This is a genomic window from Rahnella sp. AA, from assembly GCF_002834385.1.
GTDB lineage: Bacteria > Pseudomonadota > Gammaproteobacteria > Enterobacterales > Enterobacteriaceae > Rahnella.
Window position 1 is genome coordinate 1 of sequence record NZ_PITQ01000022.1, and the last position, 17823, is coordinate 17823.

23 protein-coding genes and 2 pseudogenes are annotated in these 17823 nt (G+C 49.8%); 19 read left to right on the forward strand and 6 right to left on the reverse strand.

The features are described 5' to 3' along the window. Positions 1 to 475: 475 nt before the first annotated feature. From CWS43_RS26755 to CWS43_RS26775, 4 genes and pseudogenes are all read right to left on the reverse strand, one after another. Positions 476 to 1084: a hypothetical protein gene (locus tag CWS43_RS26755; RefSeq protein ID WP_101080156.1), complete on the reverse strand. Its 609-nt coding sequence runs from the start codon at positions 1082 to 1084 to the stop codon at positions 476 to 478. 241 nt (positions 1085 to 1325) lie between these two features. Further along, positions 1326 to 1622: a hypothetical protein gene (locus CWS43_RS26760; RefSeq protein ID WP_101080157.1), complete on the reverse strand. Its 297-nt coding sequence runs from the start codon at positions 1620 to 1622 to the stop codon at positions 1326 to 1328. Positions 1623 to 1819: 197 nt separating this feature from the next. Further along, a pseudogene (locus CWS43_RS26770) lies at positions 1820 to 2062 on the reverse strand (ISL3 family transposase); the annotation flags it as partial. Positions 2063 to 2265: 203 nt separating this feature from the next. Further along, positions 2266 to 2979 carry a replication initiation protein gene (locus tag CWS43_RS26775; protein ID WP_101080158.1) on the reverse strand — a complete coding sequence of 238 codons (714 nt, stop codon included), beginning with the start codon at positions 2977 to 2979 and terminating at the stop codon, positions 2266 to 2268. Positions 2980 to 3713: 734 nt separating this feature from the next. On the opposite strand from CWS43_RS26775, the gene sopA reads away from it, so the two are divergent. Continuing rightward, on the forward strand, positions 3714 to 4880 hold the full coding sequence (gene sopA, locus CWS43_RS26780; RefSeq protein ID WP_101080159.1) for a plasmid-partitioning protein SopA: 1167 nt from the start codon (positions 3714 to 3716) through the stop codon (positions 4878 to 4880). Continuing rightward, positions 4880 to 5842: a ParB/RepB/Spo0J family plasmid partition protein gene (locus CWS43_RS26785; protein ID WP_101080160.1), complete on the forward strand. Its 963-nt coding sequence runs from the start codon at positions 4880 to 4882 to the stop codon at positions 5840 to 5842. Before sopA ends, CWS43_RS26785 begins: the two co-directional genes overlap by 1 nt. Before the next feature lie 213 nt (positions 5843 to 6055). Here the strand turns inward: CWS43_RS26785 and umuC are convergent. Together umuC and umuD are read right to left on the reverse strand one after the other, a co-directional pair. Further along, positions 6056 to 7326, reverse strand: a pseudogene (umuC, locus tag CWS43_RS26790) (translesion error-prone DNA polymerase V subunit UmuC). Further along, on the reverse strand, positions 7326 to 7748 hold the full coding sequence (umuD, locus tag CWS43_RS26795; protein ID WP_101080161.1) for a translesion error-prone DNA polymerase V autoproteolytic subunit: 423 nt from the start codon (positions 7746 to 7748) through the stop codon (positions 7326 to 7328). Before umuD ends, umuC begins: the two are co-directional and overlap by 1 nt. Before the next feature lie 257 nt (positions 7749 to 8005). Here umuD and parM point away from each other — a divergent pair, with 257 nt between their 5' ends. From parM to CWS43_RS26890, 17 genes are all read left to right on the forward strand, one after another. Next, positions 8006 to 8971 carry a plasmid segregation protein ParM domain-containing protein gene (gene parM / locus CWS43_RS26800; RefSeq protein WP_101080162.1) on the forward strand — a complete coding sequence of 322 codons (966 nt, stop codon included), beginning with the start codon at positions 8006 to 8008 and terminating at the stop codon, positions 8969 to 8971. A gap of 18 nt (positions 8972 to 8989) precedes the next feature. Then, positions 8990 to 9391, forward strand: a complete 402-nt coding sequence (locus CWS43_RS26805; protein WP_101080163.1) for a plasmid partitioning/stability family protein — start codon at positions 8990 to 8992, stop codon at positions 9389 to 9391. Positions 9392 to 9429: 38 nt separating this feature from the next. Continuing rightward, a complete protein-coding gene (locus tag CWS43_RS26810) occupies positions 9430 to 9663 on the forward strand; it encodes a hypothetical protein (RefSeq protein ID WP_101080164.1) in 234 nt (77 codons plus the stop codon). Between the two features lie 345 nt (positions 9664 to 10008). Next, on the forward strand, positions 10009 to 10794 hold the full coding sequence (locus CWS43_RS26815; protein ID WP_101080165.1) for a hypothetical protein: 786 nt from the start codon (positions 10009 to 10011) through the stop codon (positions 10792 to 10794). A gap of 3 nt (positions 10795 to 10797) precedes the next feature. Continuing rightward, positions 10798 to 10986, forward strand: coding sequence for a DNA-binding transcriptional regulator (locus CWS43_RS26820; protein ID WP_101080166.1), 189 nt, complete (start codon positions 10798 to 10800; stop codon positions 10984 to 10986). After that, positions 10976 to 11326 (forward strand): hypothetical protein, encoded by a 351-nt coding sequence (locus CWS43_RS26825; RefSeq protein WP_101080167.1) that lies wholly within the window; start codon positions 10976 to 10978, stop codon positions 11324 to 11326. The genes CWS43_RS26820 and CWS43_RS26825 overlap by 11 nt, the downstream gene beginning before the upstream one ends. A gap of 17 nt (positions 11327 to 11343) precedes the next feature. Then, the gene (locus tag CWS43_RS26830; protein ID WP_101080168.1) at positions 11344 to 11649 is read left to right on the forward strand and encodes a hypothetical protein; all 306 of its coding nucleotides are present in this window, start codon (positions 11344 to 11346) and stop codon (positions 11647 to 11649) included. Positions 11650 to 12169: 520 nt separating this feature from the next. Further along, positions 12170 to 12814, forward strand: coding sequence for a DNA methyltransferase (locus CWS43_RS26835; protein ID WP_101080169.1), 645 nt, complete (start codon positions 12170 to 12172; stop codon positions 12812 to 12814). Between the two features lie 28 nt (positions 12815 to 12842). Beyond that, complete coding sequence (locus CWS43_RS26840; RefSeq protein WP_101080170.1) at positions 12843 to 13064, forward strand: hypothetical protein; 222 nt, start codon at positions 12843 to 12845, stop codon at positions 13062 to 13064. A 362-nt stretch (positions 13065 to 13426) separates the two neighbouring features. Further along, positions 13427 to 13897, forward strand: a complete 471-nt coding sequence (locus CWS43_RS26845) for a hypothetical protein (RefSeq protein ID WP_101080171.1) — start codon at positions 13427 to 13429, stop codon at positions 13895 to 13897. Positions 13898 to 14297: 400 nt separating this feature from the next. After that, the gene (locus tag CWS43_RS26860) at positions 14298 to 14804 is read left to right on the forward strand and encodes an antirestriction protein ArdA (RefSeq protein WP_101080173.1); all 507 of its coding nucleotides are present in this window, start codon (positions 14298 to 14300) and stop codon (positions 14802 to 14804) included. Between the two features lie 41 nt (positions 14805 to 14845). Then, entirely contained in the window at positions 14846 to 15046 is a 201-nt protein-coding gene (locus CWS43_RS26865; protein ID WP_101080174.1) for a hypothetical protein, read from the forward strand. An 830-nt stretch (positions 15047 to 15876) separates the two neighbouring features. Beyond that, a complete protein-coding gene (locus tag CWS43_RS26870) occupies positions 15877 to 16119 on the forward strand; it encodes a DUF905 family protein (RefSeq protein ID WP_101080175.1) in 243 nt (80 codons plus the stop codon). Between the two features lie 2 nt (positions 16120 to 16121). After that, positions 16122 to 16427 carry a hypothetical protein gene (locus CWS43_RS26875; RefSeq protein WP_101080176.1) on the forward strand — a complete coding sequence of 102 codons (306 nt, stop codon included), beginning with the start codon at positions 16122 to 16124 and terminating at the stop codon, positions 16425 to 16427. 5 nt (positions 16428 to 16432) lie between these two features. Further along, positions 16433 to 16879: a hypothetical protein gene (locus CWS43_RS26880; RefSeq protein ID WP_232777240.1), complete on the forward strand. Its 447-nt coding sequence runs from the start codon at positions 16433 to 16435 to the stop codon at positions 16877 to 16879. Positions 16880 to 16944: 65 nt separating this feature from the next. Continuing rightward, entirely contained in the window at positions 16945 to 17286 is a 342-nt protein-coding gene (locus tag CWS43_RS26885; protein WP_101080178.1) for a toxin, read from the forward strand. Continuing rightward, entirely contained in the window at positions 17283 to 17597 is a 315-nt protein-coding gene (locus CWS43_RS26890; RefSeq protein WP_101080179.1) for a DNA-binding transcriptional regulator, read from the forward strand. The genes CWS43_RS26885 and CWS43_RS26890 overlap by 4 nt, the downstream gene beginning before the upstream one ends. The last annotated feature ends 226 nt before the right edge of the window (positions 17598 to 17823 follow it).

Genomic DNA, 17823 nt, shown 5'->3' on the forward strand with positions numbered 1-17823 from the left:
ATTACATCACAGGATATTACAGCCAGCTCAGACCTCATCAATATAATGGTGGTTTGACGCCGAATGAATCAGAACGATTGTTCTGGAAAAACTCTAAAGCTGTGGCCAGTTTTTGTTGACCACTACATTTTCTGGCTATGAGATCGCCCCAATTGCCTGGCGGTGTATGCTTCTATTGTGAGGTCTAATTCCCACCAGGCGCGCATCCGGTCGGTACATTGACAAATATTAGACAGGAGCAGCCGTAATGCAGTTGGAGTTATTTCACGGGACGCGTCAGCAGTTTGAGACGTTTGATGCGACATTCGAGTGGGCGGGAGAATAGGGAGACATCGATGCCTGCTCTGTTTACGGACGATTTATTGCATTCGGTCAAACGATCGTTTTACGGACAGTAGATTATGGAGGCGCCAGGGAGGCGAGCAATGAATAATCGTGTAATACATATGAATTACACGACTATTTAAATATTGCTTTATTTAATTACCGGGCTGAAGAAACTGTTCAGTATCCGCAGAAAGCTTTCTAATGTCAGTTGCTCATCAAAAAATTTGACCTGCTGAGTACGATTATTGAGACCACTGCGAGGAAGTATGTTGACTGACCATCCCTCATCTTTAATGTATTGCAGCGTATACTGCTCGTCTGGAGAGGGTTTGTATTTCAATGTTCCCGTGGCGTCTTGTTCCACATGGGGGGCAATTTCTGCCTTCAGAACGAAACCTATCATAACCGTTTTAGACATGCCAAAGCCTGAAGTTATATTCTTATATGGTGCGAATAAAACCGAAACATAATCACGATGAAAACGCAGTGTGCGAACCTGGCATTTACTTGGCTGTTCGTTATCAAATTGGTTTATTTTCTCCAGTTCGTATTCCAAAACTTTATCTTCGCATTCAATCAGAAGGTTAAGTTCGGCCTCATTGTAAAAGTCCATCACTGTAGACGACAAATGCTGAAATGCCGACTGGATTTGTAAACGGTGCTGGTTCTTTTCTTCTTCCTTTTTCTTAAAGGACTCGACTTTTTTTCTCAGCCTGTCAGCGTAATATGCGCTTGAATCAAAATCAGGGGTGCTCATGGTAACTCCATTTTTATGATTATTTCATGCCCATACGTGCCGGGCCTGTACACTTATCGCCAACCTATCATAGAGCAGGTGTAATACTAATTGCGATACGCCCCCCTGAGTTTGTCTGCAACAATGCGCACTCGCGCACCCCCTCCGATTCGGTAAAACGCCCATTCTGCCGAACCCGACGACTTATCCACATTTTCTGTGCATAACGCTACATTTTGTGAGCCAATCAACGGGGAACAGGTCACACCAGACCAGTTAGGAACTCATTGTCGAATAAATTTAAAGCCAAAATGAATTCACCAACTGGGTCGATATAGATAGACACAGCCTCGTCAGGTGGCGGGTAGCACCACATTTTTGGGGTAGCTGTATTGTCCCACTCCGTTTCTTGCGGGCGAAATACTTTACGCGTCAGTTCGTGCCCATTGAAGTCAAGAATCAATAACAGGACTCCTCCAGAGCTGTCCACCGTCCGGTATAAATATACCGATTGAATCTTCGAAGCTGATAACCAACTCTGTAACTGGCTAGAATCCATTTAACTTCCTATTTGATAGCCCGCTTTGCAATCATCATTACGATAACGAACGTGAAATCACCTAAATGACTTCCATGCTCGTTTGAGCTAATGAAAAAACGAGTTAACAAACAATCACGTTTTCTGTACATAAAATTTAGGGTATCCGGATTAAATGGTTGATAGGCCACCTTCCCCCCACAAACCTGATGCCACCCTCAGATGGTTGATAGATCGACCCCGTAGTTGAGTTCCTCTGCGAAGACCGGCAGTCCGTAACCGATGGTTTTCTTGTAGAACGGAGAGAGCTTCGTAGTCGGCGCCTTCTTCTTGTGCTTCGTGGTGTAGAGCATTCGTGCTCGCATCACTTCGAAGGAGTAACCATCCCCTTCACGGTTCTTGTTCTTGACCAGTCGGTTTATCGACTCCGTGTAAGCGTTGGTGACGGGCATGTCTGTCTCGAGGTTCACTAATTCATCCATTACAGGGATGAAATCGATGGGATTAGCTGAATACTCATTCCTACACCAAGTTCTAAATGCCCGGAAATTAACATAATCGCCGGACCCCATTCCCATTGAATTGATCAAACTCCATGCTGCAGCTGCTTCCTGAGACATGATGATTTCCTCTAACTAGTGAATGGGAAATGCCTGAAGTTTAATTACCCTACCAGCGTGGGAAGCTGAAGAGGTCGTGCAAGAATTGAAAATACGAGTTTTCCATTATCCTCTTCTTTCATCGAGACTTTAAGAGGAGTTAATGCATTAATTTTCTCAATTGCCGGTACTAAGAACGTTCGTTTCATCTCTGCAAAATTTGCGCGCTGCGAGTCAGGCAGTTCATAACGCTCAGCGAGCCAAGTGGGAGTGGTGATCCAAATCCCCGATGAACGGTACTGACACAGGCTTTCATAGAGACGTATTACCCGAACTGAATTTATACGGCCACAGTCAAGCAAAGTATAAGTAGTAAATTGACTCGTTAATCCCGTCAGATAAGGCATAACCTTTTGGTTGATTTCAATATTCCACTGCCCCCTACCCCGCTTCAAACCTGCTTCTGCAAGCCAAGGCCTGCGAACTTCTTCGTATTCACCTTCGGCTGGGAAAAAGGTTACCTGGCGGTTGCCCAACTCATCTATGCCTTTGCGAACGTCCGTACTTGCGGTTGCCTGGCTTACTTTAAAATAGCGCTGATAATCGGCCACCTTAACGACAAAAATGCCCGGATGTTCCTGTTGATAGTAAGTCTGCATTAAGCACAGCCACAAAACTCTTTTTGCCTGTAAAGGTAAGTAATAAGCAGCTTCTGTGAGTTCATTCGACTGAGATATTTTTAACGCGTTATGAGTTTTATTCTCTGCCACAGCTGTCATTATGCGGGTTCCCTATCTTTTTGTGGGAGATTTTCACTGTTCCCATAGTGGCAGATGCCGCCAATGCGTCAAGCCGTTCTTAAGGTATTTCCCACAAATCTGTGAAGACAGATTTAACTTTAGCTGTTTCCCATAGGTTCTTTAGCCATTTCCCACGCTAACATTAGGCATTACCCACAGTTACTTTCCCCATCCCCCATACCAACATTGGGTATTCCCCATAGTTAGATGCTTTCAGCCCGCATAAACAAAGGCGCTCGAGGCATCTAAAAAGGTTTAAAAAGAATAAAAAGAAAAAAATCTTTAAAAATAACCTGTGGGTAACTGGAAATTTATGGGGAATAGCTAAAGTTCGAGGTTAATAATCTGCTGCTGGCCTTGGTCAGTATGGGAAATACCTTAAGATTGAGTTGTTTTGAGTGAAAAATAGGCAGTGTGGGAATCACCTGAAGTTCATAGTTTATCGACTCCAGCATATTTTATGGGAAACACCTCAAGTTTGCCCTTTTCCCAATCCTCTTGACTACGAGTGACCAGGGTATATGCGTTGTTCGGGTTATATTGCGCTTCCTCGCTTTGACAGACTTCGCTAGTCAAAGACTGCGGCGAGCACTGCATCTCACATAGTTCACCAACTTTGCATAATTAATTATACTTTGCTTTATTTTTGTTGCTTTGCACTAAATTCCAAGATTTAATGAAATTATGCAAAGTTAACTACGCGGGGTATGGAAATGGGACTTATGAATACTTTAGATCAGTGCATTTCCGCTGGTCATGAAATGACAAAGGCGATCGCTTTAGCGCAATTCAATGATGATAGCCCTGAGGCAAGAAAAATTACGCGTCGGTGGCGTATTGGAGAAGCCTCAGATTTGGTAGGAGTATCGTCGCAGGCTATCCGTGATGCAGAGAAAAACGGACGCCTCCCCCACCCCGACCTTGAAATGCGTGGGCGAGTTGAACAGCGTATTGGATATACAATCGAGCAAATCAATCATATGAGGGATGTGTTTAATACTCGTATCCGGCGTCCTGAAAATACTATTCCCCCAGTTATTGGGGTAGCAGCACATAAAGGTGGCGTTTACAAAACATCTGTATCTGTACATCTCGCACAACATCTTGCACTCAAGGGGCTACGGGTACTTCTTGTCGAGGGTAATGACCCACAGGGCACGGCATCGATGTATCACGGTTGGGTTCCCGATCTTCATATCCATGCAGAGGATACTTTACTTCCTTTTTATCTGGGGGAACGTGATGATGCCAGTTATGCAATTAAGCCAACCTGTTGGCCTGGTCTTGATATCATTCCTTCCTGCCTTGCACTGCACCGAATCGAAACTGAACTCATGGGGCGTTATGACGAGGGCAAACTTCCTACCGAACCTCACATGATGTTGCGGCTGGCAATTGAAACTGTAGCTCATGATTATGACGTTGTTGTCATCGATAGTGCACCAAACTTAGGTATTGGCACGATCAACGTTGTTTGCGCAGCAGATGTTTTAATTGTTCCAACTCCTGCAGAACTCTTCGATTATACCTCTGCACTGCAGTTCTTCGATATGTTGCGGGACTTGCTTAAAAACGTGGATTTAAAAGGTTTCGAGCCAATAGTCCGCATTCTTTTGACTAAATACAGTAATAATAACGGTTCACAGTCACCGTGGATGGAAGAGCAAATTAGAGATGCCTGGGGAAGTATGGTGTTGAAAAATGTTGTTCGTGAAACTGATGAAGTTGGCAAAGGACAGATACGAATGCGCACTGTATTTGAGCAAGCCATCGATCAACGTTCTTCGACCGGTGCCTGGAGAAATGCACTGGCCATATGGGAACCTGTTTGTATGGAAATATTTGATCGTCTAATCAAAACCCGTTGGGAGGTTCGATAATGAAACGTGCTCCTATCATTCCGAAAATGGTTAAAAATAATACCGCTGAAACAGAGGTTGATGCACCGACTGCACCTATGGTCGACACCTTAATATCCCGCGTCGGCGCTATGGCGAAAGGGAATGCGGTGACATTACCGGTTTGTGGCCGAGATGTGCGGTTTACTTTAGAAATAGTCGCAGCTGGTCAGGTTCAGAAAAGCACATCTGTCTGGACCGGGAATGAACGTGATCAAGGACTTCTTACTACTGAGAATGCGTTAGATGATTTAATCCCTTCCTTTGTCATCTCCGGTCAGCAAAACCCAGCATACGGGCGAAAGGTTTCAGGTAGTATCGAAATCGCGGACGGAAGCAGGCGGAGGATGACGGCTATTGTGACATCGAGAGAGTACCGAGTCTTAGTTGGGGACCTCGATGATGAACAGATGAACTCATTGTGTAAGATTGGAAACGATTATCGCCCTACCAGTGCATACGAACGAGGTAAGCGCTATTGCCACCGTTTGGAGCAGGAGTTTAGTGGCAATATTTCTTCGTTGTCTGATGCTGAGAATATTTCCAGAAAAATTATTACCCGATGCATTAATACTGCTAGTTTGCCTCGACAGGTCATTGCTCTTTTCTCACAACCTGGTGAATTGTCAGCTAGAGCGGGGGATTCTTTGGCAAAGGTTTTTAAAAGTCATGAAGCTATTATACTCAGGCAGACTGAACTCATGGCAAAACGTAAGGCTGCAGGAGAGAAACTAGAGGCTGACAAAATCATTAAGCAGTTTAATGATGCTATTGACGGCCCACAGCGTACATCCTCTGCAAAACGGCAATATGCGACAGGTGCAACCTCACAATACAAGGGAGAAAAGTTTCTTATAAGCCTTGATACTGCACTCATATCTCCTGATGTTATAGAGAAAATTGAGGCTATCCTTACCTCACTAAAAGATAGCTCAGGTCATTAAAATTCCGAAAATTCAAATGTCTCTCTGTGTATTATTCTAATCGGCATATTCTTTCTGGGACCGTGGTCCCAACACTTTCCCAGGGACCGTGGTCCCAATACTTTCCCAGGGACCGTGGTCCCAATACTTTCCCAGGGACCGTGGTCCCAATACTTTCCCAGGGACCGTGGTCCCAACACTTTCTCTGGGACCGTGGTCCCAATATTACACAACCTAAAAGCTCGCTACAGGTAATTGGTCCCAGTTAGTTGTGTAGGCGGGCGACAGCAATTCTCGTTTCATCTGCCACTCAGGTGCAATCCCGCGGCCTGCAAACCACACCTTTCCCAGGCCAGACTGGTTGATACCATCGACAACTTTCATCAGGGCATCACTGGCAGGGCGGGGCTGTACCTCATCGAACATGTCCAGCTGAGAAACACCGTTTGGAGTGAAATCGTTCAGCATGATCCCTGCCTTTGCATAACGCCGGCCATCGTCCCATATGCGATCAAGCGCTTTGACGGCAGCGGCAATAATGTCGCGGGTGTCCCGCGTCGGGGTGGTGAGTTTCTCACTGGCCACGTTGCTGTAATAGATTTCATTGACGGCGAAGGGGGACGTTTTCACAAAGACGGCAATATGCCGGCAGTACTGATTTTCCCCCCTCAGTTTTTCAGCAGCACGTTCGGCATACTGGCAGATAGCCTGCCGCATGGCGTCATAGGTTGTGATCTTCTCACCAAAAGAGCGGCTGCAGACAATCTGCTGTTTGGCAGGCGGCGCTTCTTCCAGGTTGATGCAGCTTTCACCGTTCAGTTCCCGGCATATTCTTTCCAGCACAACACTGAAATTCTTTCTGATGAAGGCAGGGTTTGCGCGCGCGAGCTGCAGGGCGGTGTGAATGCCCATCAGGTTCAGTTTTTTCGAAATCCGGCTTCCGCAGCCCCACACTTCCTGAACCGGCATCAGCGATAATAATTTTTCAGTCCGGCGGGGATTACCAGGCGTGAGAGCCAGCACGCCCTTAAATTGTGGCCACTCCTTCGAAGCCCACTGAGCCGCTTTCGCAAGAACTTTACCCGGCCCCATCCCCACACCCACAGTCAGCCCGGTGCCTTTCAGTACATGGGCGCGCAGCTGGTGGCCAAAGGCTTCAAAGTCAATGCAGTTATCAATATTGCTGATATCAATGAACATTTCGTCCACGCTGTATTGCTCAACGCGGGGCGAAAGCTCTTCGATATGGCTCATGACGCGCTGCGAAAATGAGTGATACAGCGAATAATTACTGGAGAACGCGTACACCTTTTCGGGGAAGGGCATCTGTTGTATCTGAAACCACGGCATGCCCATTTTTATACCTAATTTTTTGGCAGCGGCCGATCTCGCCACACAGCACCCGTCATTATTGCTCAGAATTATCAATGGTTTGCCGCGAAGCCTTGGGTTTAGAACAGCTTCGCAGCTGGCATAAAAGAATTCACGTCCGCCAGGGCAAACATCATTCACCTCCCCGTGTTTTATGCACAAAAGCCATGACGACGCCAAAAATTTGCAGGTTATCCGGGTAGAGCGTCGGATACGCCGGGTTCATGGCCTGGAGCGCGGGGCGGGGTGTCAGTAACAGGCGTTTTACCGTGAACTCCCCGTCAATTTCTGCGATCACAATGTCTCCGTGATGCGGTTCTTCAGATTTATCCACGACCATGAGATCGCCACTGTGCAAACCGATATCGCTCATTGAGTTTCCGATGGCCCGGATAAAGAACGAGGATGATTTTTTCTTAATACAGTAATCATTCAGATCCAGCTCTGCGTCGGCGTAGTCAGCACAGGGACTGGGAAATCCTGCCGGGCATCGTTCAATGAACAACGGCAAAGGCACCTTTTCGGGATCAATGGCGACGGGTGTGATGTACAGCATGTGCATTCCTATCAATAACACTGTATGTATTTACAGTATTATTAGTGCGAAAATTCCGACTTGCAAGATCCGGTTACCGTCTTTTAACCAGCCATCTGTTTTTACGATGAAAAAAAATCTATACCGGCATTTCTCACTAAATGGGACTGATGTTCATTTTGATAATTTATAAATACTCAAAATGAGTATTTATGTTGTTGACAGGTATTGGTTGAGTTATTATAAATTCTCATTTTGAGTATCTATAAAGGTGTATCATGAGAAGAATAGGGTGTGACGACGGATCAACGAACGTGAAGCTGGCCTGGAAGGAGGGCGATGAAATTTATACGGCAGTTTCCCCCAACTCGTTCAAAGCGGGGTGGAAGGTGGCCGGGATGGGCAGCAGCGAAACGTTCAATTACGAAATCGACGGGCTGAAGTACTCGTTTGACAGCGTCAGCCAGCAGGCGATCAATACCACCAACATTGAGTACCAGTATGGCGACACAAACCTGCTTGCCGTACACCACGCGCTGCTCACCAGCGGCCTGCCGCCGCAACCGGTGAGTCTGACGGTCACGTTGCCCATCAGCGAGTTCTATACCCGCGACTGTCAGCATAATGAGGTCAACATACAGCGCAAAATTGACAACCTGCTGCGGCCGGTAACGCTGAATAAGCGTGAAACCTTCACGATTGCGCAGGTCGACGTGATGCCGGAGTCATTGCCTGCGGTTATCTCCCAGCTCGAACGCGCCGGTGTGGGGCCGCTGGAAACCTCACTGGTGATTGATCTGGGAGGCACAACGCTCGATGCCGGTGTGCTGGTCGGGCAATTTGAAGACGTCAGTGCCATCCAGGGCAATTCAACGATAGGTGTATCGATGGTGACCCAGGCCACGCTCACGGCCCTGCGAATGGCCAGCAGTGATACCAGCGCCTTTGTGGCCGACCAGCTGATACAACGCCGGCATGACCGCGAATTTGCCGCGACGGTTGTCAACGACGCGTCAAAAGTGGACTATGTGCTGGACATGATAAGTTCTTCCATTGAGCGCCTGGGTGAGCGGGTTATCAATGAGTTATCGGCCCATCGTCATGTGAACCGGGTGTGGCTGGTCGGGGGCGGTGCACCGCTGATTGAAACCGCCGTTCGCCGTGCCTGGAAACTGGCCCCCGAGCGCATTGTGGTTGTTGATGACCCGCAGACGGCGCTGGTTCGCGAACTTGTCTTACTTTAATCCCAAGGAGCGCTATCCGTGACCGAGACCGACAAACGTAAGAGACTGACCGTCTATTTGCACCCTGAAGATGATATCCAGGATGCCAAGGCGATGGAGATTATTGAGTCAGTTCCCCTGCGGACCCGGGGTGATTTTTTTCGGGCGGCGATCGTGGGCGCAAGCGCGTTATACCAGCTGGATAAACGTCTGCCGTATCTGCTGTCCATGTTATTCGACGGGCAGCTGACGGCCGACCAGCTGGTGGGCATTATTCAGCAAACGACGGGGTGGCAACCCACCACGGCCAGCATCCGGGAGGTGATGGCCGCCTGTGCCGGCCACGAGTCCCAGACATCGGTTCTCCCGGAGGAGCCGGCTCCCCGTGAAGGGGAAGGGCAGGCCCGGAATAATTTCAAACGCATGCTGAAAAAAGACTAAAAGCCACCGGTGTACCGGAAAAGCAGTGGAGAGATATCATGTCATTGATACAGTTTTGCAAAGGGATCATCGGGCTGGAAACGCTGACGGGCCGCACGCGTAAAAGCGCCGCCGAGTGGTGTTTTCTCATCAGCTGCCTGTTTATCGTCCCCTTGCTGGTTTACGACGGGTTCAGCGTGCCGGTGAAAATTCTCCTGCAGCTGTGCTGGGGGATTGTGATTGTCCGGGCCGCATTCCTGGCCTCGGAAACCTGGAAGAAAAACCGTAAATAAAGCCGATCATCGTTTTCCGCCGGCCTGCGTGCCGGTTTTTTTGTGGCCACCTCCGGCCAGGTGTGTACGGTTCTCACAGGGGCAGCCGGTGATATGACGCTTCCTCGTCACGGCTGTTCGTTCCTCGCGGTGCTGCGGTACGCCTCAGCCGTGTCTGCGGCGAGCGTTGCGTGTTTTTCACGGACTATATCTTTATAAAGTACAATCCTGGGTAATGATGAATCGCCGTTTTTTTACGTTTTAATCCTGGTTTTTAATTAACGGAAAATGAAAATTAATGCTTTGAATTACGCTCAATGAGCGTAATATGGTGTTTATGAATTCTCATGAATATCGAGGCGTAAAATGAAAGCACTGATTGTTTTTCGTTCATATAAAAATGAAAGAAGTTTTGCGGATATTCTCGCTGTGGGTGTTGATGAGCAGGATGCGCGTCGGAATGCCACGTTGCGTGATGCAGCATTTGAAAACGACCACACTTATGAAAACATGGATACGCGTGAACAAATACCTTTGTATAAAGAGGGGTTTGTTGTGGATTATGTCCCCGCTAAGTCACAGAATTTTGCAGGCCTGTTTTCAGAGAAAACGATTAAGACAGATATGATGGATTTTTCTTTTGAAATCAATAATTTTCCGGAAAAGCATGCTATAGATAACAAAGTGTATGAAGTCTGCAATTTCGTGATGAATTTCTCTATCATGCATAATGGAAGTTGTTTTGCTGATCAACGAAGCCTCGGTGAATTCATCTCTAAAAATATCATCATTGACCGTATCACTGCACTTATTACGGCTTTCGAGGCGGATAAATATAAGCAGAAGAGGGTGCCTGAATTAACACAGCTGCTTGTTACCCGTCTGTTTCCAGAAAAAACCTTTAAGACAGATGAAATAACCTTTTCATGTGAAATTAATGAATTAACCATGCATTTTGCCATCACTCATAATGAGAGCGGGGATTCTTGTTCTGGTTATCGGGACCTCGGTGAATCCCTCTCTAAAAATGACATCATCGACCGTATCGCTGTGCTGATTGCTGATTTTGAAGCGGACCAATATAAACAGCAGAAGATCGCCGAGTTGGAACAGCTGCTGGGCTATGAAGATAACGGCCATCAGGACTTCTGAGCAATGACACCTACACCCGACGAGATCAAAGCCGCCCGCAACCTGGCGGCTTTGACACAAACAGAAGCCGCCGCGCTGACGCACAGCAAGCTGAGAACCTGGCAGCAGTGGGAAGCGGGCGACAGGAAAATGCATCCCGGACTCTGGGAGCTGTTCACCCTCAAAATCAGAGGTGCTGGCCATGAAAAATAATCTCGATGCCGCAGCGTTAGATATTTCTTCGCTCGCCACGTTGCAACTTTTTGAACTGAATGCGGCGGTTATGCAGGAACTGCAGCGGCGCATGAGTCAGCCCAAAATAGAAAGTCAGCCGGAAGAAATACAAAAAGTCGTTTTTGCGCCGAAGGCTTTCGAAGTCACGTTTATTAACAACACGCTGCGGGAAGCCAAAAAGGGCTATGTGACGGCAAATATTAAAGATCAGTATAAAGAACTTCATAAGCGCTATCCGGAATGGTTTCAGTTAAATCATTACCCGTCAGACTTACGGGGTCGTGATTTCAGGGAATGGAATACCTATTATTCCAAATAATGGTTGAGGGAGGATGTATGCGGTTAATTGCATTAAAAAACCAGAAACAAGCGTACCTGGATGCCGTCGGTTTTCACCGGCTGCCCCACGCTAAGCTGCTGCAGCTGCATGCCATAAACCAGGTGATCCTAGATAAATGGCTCTATGTGCCGGACCGTTATCCGTCGTTTAAAGCCTGCTGGGAAATGTATATGTATCTTGACCGTATGGAGCTGCATATCCCGCTGACGCTGCAGCGGCTGATTTCTGAGCCGGTAAACCATATTGAACATGTCGCACACGCCGATTTAAACGTTGCCGAAGTACACCCGGAGAGTCGTTAATTCCCCCGATTTTAAGCCGTTGGCCGCTTTTCCTCACAGCCGGCCTTCTGGCCAGTTGTCTGTGTCACCTTTTCCTGTCGCCCGTTCCCCGTTGCCAGAATTGCCACCCCGCATTAATTCCCGCCGCCGTTTATCCACAGTTTCGGTGGGTAACGTCTGTATGAACGGTCGATAAGTCCGCGAACTTTCTGTCACCTGGCACGCTGCCGCCCGAGGATGTCGCGTTGCTCCACGTTTATGGCACCTCACGGTGCCGCGCCGTTTCAACCTGTTCCGCGTCCTGCCTGAATTTCCCTCCCGTATTAGTGCCAACGCCGTGCCCGCACTGTAGCCGGGCCGCTGCGCCTGCAAGTGTTCACTTCCGTCGTCTCCTCACCCGTTCGCACCCGTCACGGCGCATTCAGCCCGTGCCGGGTTTGCGCTGCGGCTTCCGGGGACGCACCTGCCTGCTCCGCTTTGCGCCCGTCTGTCGTGGGGGCACGGCGCCGGCCGGTTCCGGTTATCGATGTGGAGTTATGCGATGTCCCGATTTATCCAGGGTGATTGTGAGCAGGTTTTGTCTGGTTTTCCGTCCAATGCGGTGGATTTTATATTGACCGATCCGCCTTACCTCGTCGGTTTTACCGACCGTTCCGGGCGGTCTATTGCCAACGACAAACAAGGGGACTGGTTACTGCCTGTCAGTAAAGAAATGTTCCGGGTGCTCAAACCCGACAGCCTGGCCGTGAGCTTTTATGGCTGGAACCGGGTGGATGTGTTTATGCAGGCCTGGAAAGCCGCCGGCTTTCGCGTAGTGGGCCACATTGTCTTCACCAAGACCTACGCCTCGAAGTCAGCGTTCGTCGGTTATCAGCACGAAAGTGCTTACGTACTTGCTAAAGGACGCCCGCCGCTGCCTGAAAAACCGTTACCTGACGTGATGCCCTGGCAGTACACCGGCAACCGCCACCACCCGACGGAAAAACCGGTCTCCATCCTGCGGCCGCTGATCGAGTCCTTCACGCAGCCGGGCGATATTATTCTGGACCCGTTTGCCGGGAGCGGTTCAACCTGCGTCGCGGCGGCACAGTGCGGGCGCCGGTGGATTGGGATCGAGCTGATGGAGCCGTATCACGCGGCCGGATTACGCCGCCTGACAGAACTGCGCAATGCCCGCGTGGCGTGACATTAAATACGACAAAAGGAAATACACGATGAATTATCAGGGTAATGAAGCGCTGCGGGCCGACGTTGCGCAGCTGGCGAACACCATGTTTGAACTTCGTGAGCGGCTACGCGCGCTCGAATTAACCTGGTTTTGGAACAGTGAGAAATTATCACAACGTCTGGCCGGACAGATTATCAGTCAGATGAACGTAAAATTCCTCGATATATACCAGCAGGTAAACGAATTAGATCACGCATTTCGGGATTAGCGCTGGGATAACAAGGCTGCAAGAGCCTTGTTGTTTTTAGGTGTGGAGACGTCCGGGGCGTTAACCCCCCGAACTTTTCCCGGAAACGCCACACGGCACTTCCCGGCCACGCCGGGGCCGCAAAGGAGGCGGGAAAGTAAGATAGCTGAAATGCGAAAACACCAATGCCGTGCCTTCACTGTAGACCGGCCGCTCCAGCTGCAAGGGTGCGCGTTGCCGGATACTCGCCCATTCTCAACGTTAGCGGGCGTTCAGCCCGTTAACGTCTGCGCTGTGGCCTGCGTTCCGCCCCTGCATCTTCCACTTTTCGCCGGTCTTTAGTGGCGGCACGGCAATGGTGCCGTTGAAACGGAGAAATTCTGATGCACAAACTCACAAAAGTGGTACTCGATAACGGCGAGATGGCGTTGTACCTGGATGGCTACTATCTGGGCAGTGAAGAGGGGAATGGGCAGCGCATGACCCTGGATGAGATAGCTACAGCTTTGCAAAAGGTGCCGGACATCTGCCTCCAAAATGTCGAGCGTCCCTGCCCGCCCTCTGAGGAATGGAGCTGGAATGACGTGGCGGCCGAAATCTTTTCGCCGGTAGTGAACGGGTACAACCATTGGGGGGTAACGGTAGAAGCCTTTATGTCCAGGCTGTCGGCGTACCCTGCGGATGCACTCTGTTGCGGGACATTTTGGCTTGAAGAAGATTTTCTTGAGGTTGATGAAACGCTGACACCGGAGGAAATACACCGGGCAATGGAGATCGCCACCGATCATCACGATGCCAATATTGGTTACAACTGGGATTCTCTCCGTTACGCCGCCGAGCTGGCCAAAGAATAAATAGCTTCCCCACCGGCGACGGCGGGGGAGTTTTTGGACTGCGGATAAGGATGTCGTGAAACTCCGCTTTTTCAGGGCTGCCGCGCTGTCGCGCACCAACCCGACTAAAAACGTCCCCTGACAGCCTGAGCTGCGACGGCTAACGCCGTGCCTTCACTGTAGACGGGCCGCTGCGGCTGCAAGGGTTCGCTTCGCCGCTATCCTCACCCGTTCGCACTCATCCACTCGGTAGTCTTCCCGTCGCGTTCTCGTTCAATATTCACTCGCCCGCCGTCCAGCCTACCTCCTTCCTTCGTTTGCGCTGCGGCTTCCGGTAGCGCCCCTGCATCCTCCGCTTTCCGCCCGTCTGTCGTGTCGGCACGGCGTAAGCCGGAACTGTGATCCCCCAACCAGCGGAGAAATGCATATGAGCACAACCACACCCGCCGTATACGTCGGCACGTATCACAAATACAACTGCGGAAGCATTGCCGGCAAATGGTTCGATCTGACTGAGTTTGATGACGAGCAGGATTTCTTGGCTGCATGCAGCGAGCTACACGCTGATGAAGAAGATCCGGAGTTGATGTTTCAGGATTGGGAAGGGATTCCGTCCGGACTGGCGTCCGAAAGTCATGTGAACTGGGCGTTTATTGATGCCTACCGGCAGGCAAAGGCGGAAGGGCAGGGAGAGGCGTTTGTTGAATGGGCAGAATATTTCAGCGCCTGTGATTATGACGCGTTTCAGGAAGCGTATCTGGGTGAGGCGGAAACTGAAGAGGACTACGCCCGCGATTTTGCTGATGAAACCGGCTTACTCGATGACATGCCTGATTCACTGCTGATTTACTTTGATTATGAAGCCTATGGGCGCGACATGTTTTTGAACGGGCTGGTTTTGCTGAACGGCTACGTGTTCTCTGAATAACATATTAAACGGCAGGGTATCCCTGCCGTAAGGATAAACAAATGAAACTGACATCTGAAACGCGTGAAACATTGCAGCATTATAAATCGTTAATTAACGCCAGCCGACGTGAGGCCGGATTATCACCGCTCAATACGACACAGATTCTGGACGATATTTGTACGTATCTGAAATATCAGAATGCTGTTTATATCGGCGGCGCCTATATTGCGCAGGCTGGGGTAAAAAAACTCGATAAGTAAGCGGTAAGAGACGGGCGGGAAGCCGCCTGTCATCGCGCGAAAACCCCTTTCAGGCTACGCCTGGCGATAGCCGACTGCTCTGCGCCTTCGGCGCCGTGCGTCTCCGCTATCGCCGTGAATTATTGCCTGATAAGCGAAATCTGGTCTCCAGCGGGTCAGATAATTCAGTAAATACCACTATTTTGCATAGGGATTCAGTGTGGTTTTTTTGTTGTCCGGGCTTCGCGGTGCTGATTTAAAACGTGTCACAAGATCCTACACCGGCCACCTTCGGCTCATGACCAGCAAGCTGGTCAATCGTCGAGCCATACTCCGACAGGCAGCTGCTGCGCACCGGCCAGTCTCCGCCGAAACCGCAAGCGGCTTCGTGCCTTCCGGCTAATGTCTGATGGAGCACGTCAACGTCTGCAGCTGGCTAACGCCAGCGCATTAACCGCACCGGCAATAATGCCGCCGGTACTCTTCGGCGCACCACCGTTTCGCTGCCGCGCCCCGGCGTTGCGGCGGATCCCCGCTCATTGCTACTCCGGCACCCTCTTTCCGTTTAAGTCCCTTCGCCTGGCTGACAACAACACAGTCCTCCTCCGCTTCCCAGGGTAAATGCACTCACAGAAAATTTTTCTCGGCCACTTCGTTAGACCTCCAAATATTGTCTGTTCGCCCTGGTCATCTTCGTCAGCCGGTGTTGTTTACGCCCTTGCGGCGAGGGGTCTCAAACGGGTGATGGCATACCAGAAGGAACCAAACAGCAGGTTCCCGCAAACGTCAAAACCGCGACAAGAGAAACTCAACGGGTGATGTGGGTAACCCCAAATGAAAAGGAAAGGCTTATGTGTGATCAGAAAAGTGTATTACCGGAAGAAGGGGAGTTTACGCGCGAACAGGCAACGGCCGTCGCGTCTCAGTACCTCAACGTTGCCATTGAAGACGATAACGGCAAGGATTTTCGCCTTGTCGTGCGTAAGGAGGGTGAAATGGTGTGGCGTGGGTGGAATTTCGAAGCCGGTGCAGGGTTCTGGCTTAACCGTTACATCAAAAACTACGGCGTAAAAAACCAGACGGTGGGGAATTAATCATGAATACACCGGCAAATTCTAACCAAAATCTTAGCACTGAGGCCCCCGTAGCGGGGGCTGGAATATGCTCTCCCGCCCAGCTGGGCGATCTGGCTAATCACATCCTCTGCTATGGGGCATTTTCCCAAAAATTCGAGCCGGCTCTTTTACCTGCGGGCGCGCAGGCCGAAATGTACAGATGCGAAGAATCCCTTTCGTGGATTCTGGTCTGGTTTGTTAACGGACGTCCGGTGATGGCCTGTGATTACTTTGATCATTTTACCTATGTCCTCGACCGCACGTTGTTAACGGAGGCCGGACAGTGAACGCGATGAATGTTGTTCCCCTCAGCGTCGTGGACGTGGCGTATTACAGCAATCATGCGGCGCAGTACCTGCAAAACCTGCTTAAAACCGTTGAGGCATTGCCCTTTTTACAGCAGGTTATCGACGAGTTATCCGCAGACGCCAGCGTTGGCTGGAATTGCCAGACCGGCGCTGTGTTAGGTGATGACCATATTCACGCCATCGAGCTGGAAATCGCGCCCATGCACGATTACGGTGACTTTGTGGAGGCGTTCACGTTTGAAGACAGCGTGTCGGAACCTGAGCGCGTTCATGCGTTTGCGTTGTATTCCCGTATTGCCGAGTCGGCTGAATTTGCGGGCGTACAGGCTTTACATGACGCGGATACGCTTGCCGAATGTGAGCTAATGGCATTACTGGCACTGCGTAAAATTAACCATCTCAAAGCCGGACGAACATGGGTGATTCAATAAAAGCAGGTTGAGTTTATGCCCAACTTGGGGGTAAGATATCCCCAAGTTGAAGGGAGCAGCAGACGATGGATGCTATTTTTGTTGAGTTAAGCGTGTTCGAAGCTAAACGCGCTGATTATTTGTCGGATGAACAATTCAAAGAATTTCAGCAGATGTTGCTTAAGAACCCGACCAGCGGCGACGTTATCCCTCACACGGGTGGCCTGAGAAAAATCAGGTTTGCTGATGCCCGCAGGGGCAAAGGCAAGCGTGGCGGCCTACGGGTGATTTATTACTGGTGGCTTGAAAGGTCTCATTTTCTGCTCTTTGCAGTCTATGATAAAGATCAGAAAGATGATCTGAGCCGGGACGAACAGGACATCTTACGTAAGATGTTAGAATTACTAAAACAAGGGGGCACCTTATGAGTAACCGCAACCTTTTCGAAGAGTTAAAGCAGGGTATGCAAGACTGGAGCGACTTTAACGCGGGCAAGGTCACGCTGAAGACGCATACTGTTTCGCAGAAAAAAAATATCTCGATGTCGCCGGAAGAGTTGAAGGCAGTGCGCGAAAAATTGCGCCTCTCTCAGGCCGTTTTTGCAGATTACCTGCATACCGGTATCACGACTTATCAGAACTGGGAACAGGGCAGGGCGAAGCCAAACAAACAAGCTATGCTCCTGATCCGCATGGTTGAAAAAGACCCCCATACATTGGGCACTCTCGCCGCACTCTAAGAAAAAGCCCGTATGCTGCCGGTTTGGAGCAGGCGGGCATTTTAGCATCGCGTTCAAAATACCCCAGCGGGCTGTGCCCGCCAGTTCCTGAGACAGGTGGCGGCTGCGCCGCCACTCTTCTCCGGCATGTTACGGGGGCTTGTCTCTCTCTTTCCTTACCTTCTCTTCCTCTCCGGGCTTTATCTCTTCTTCCTGGTCATCGACGGCCGGCGATGCCTCATCCCTA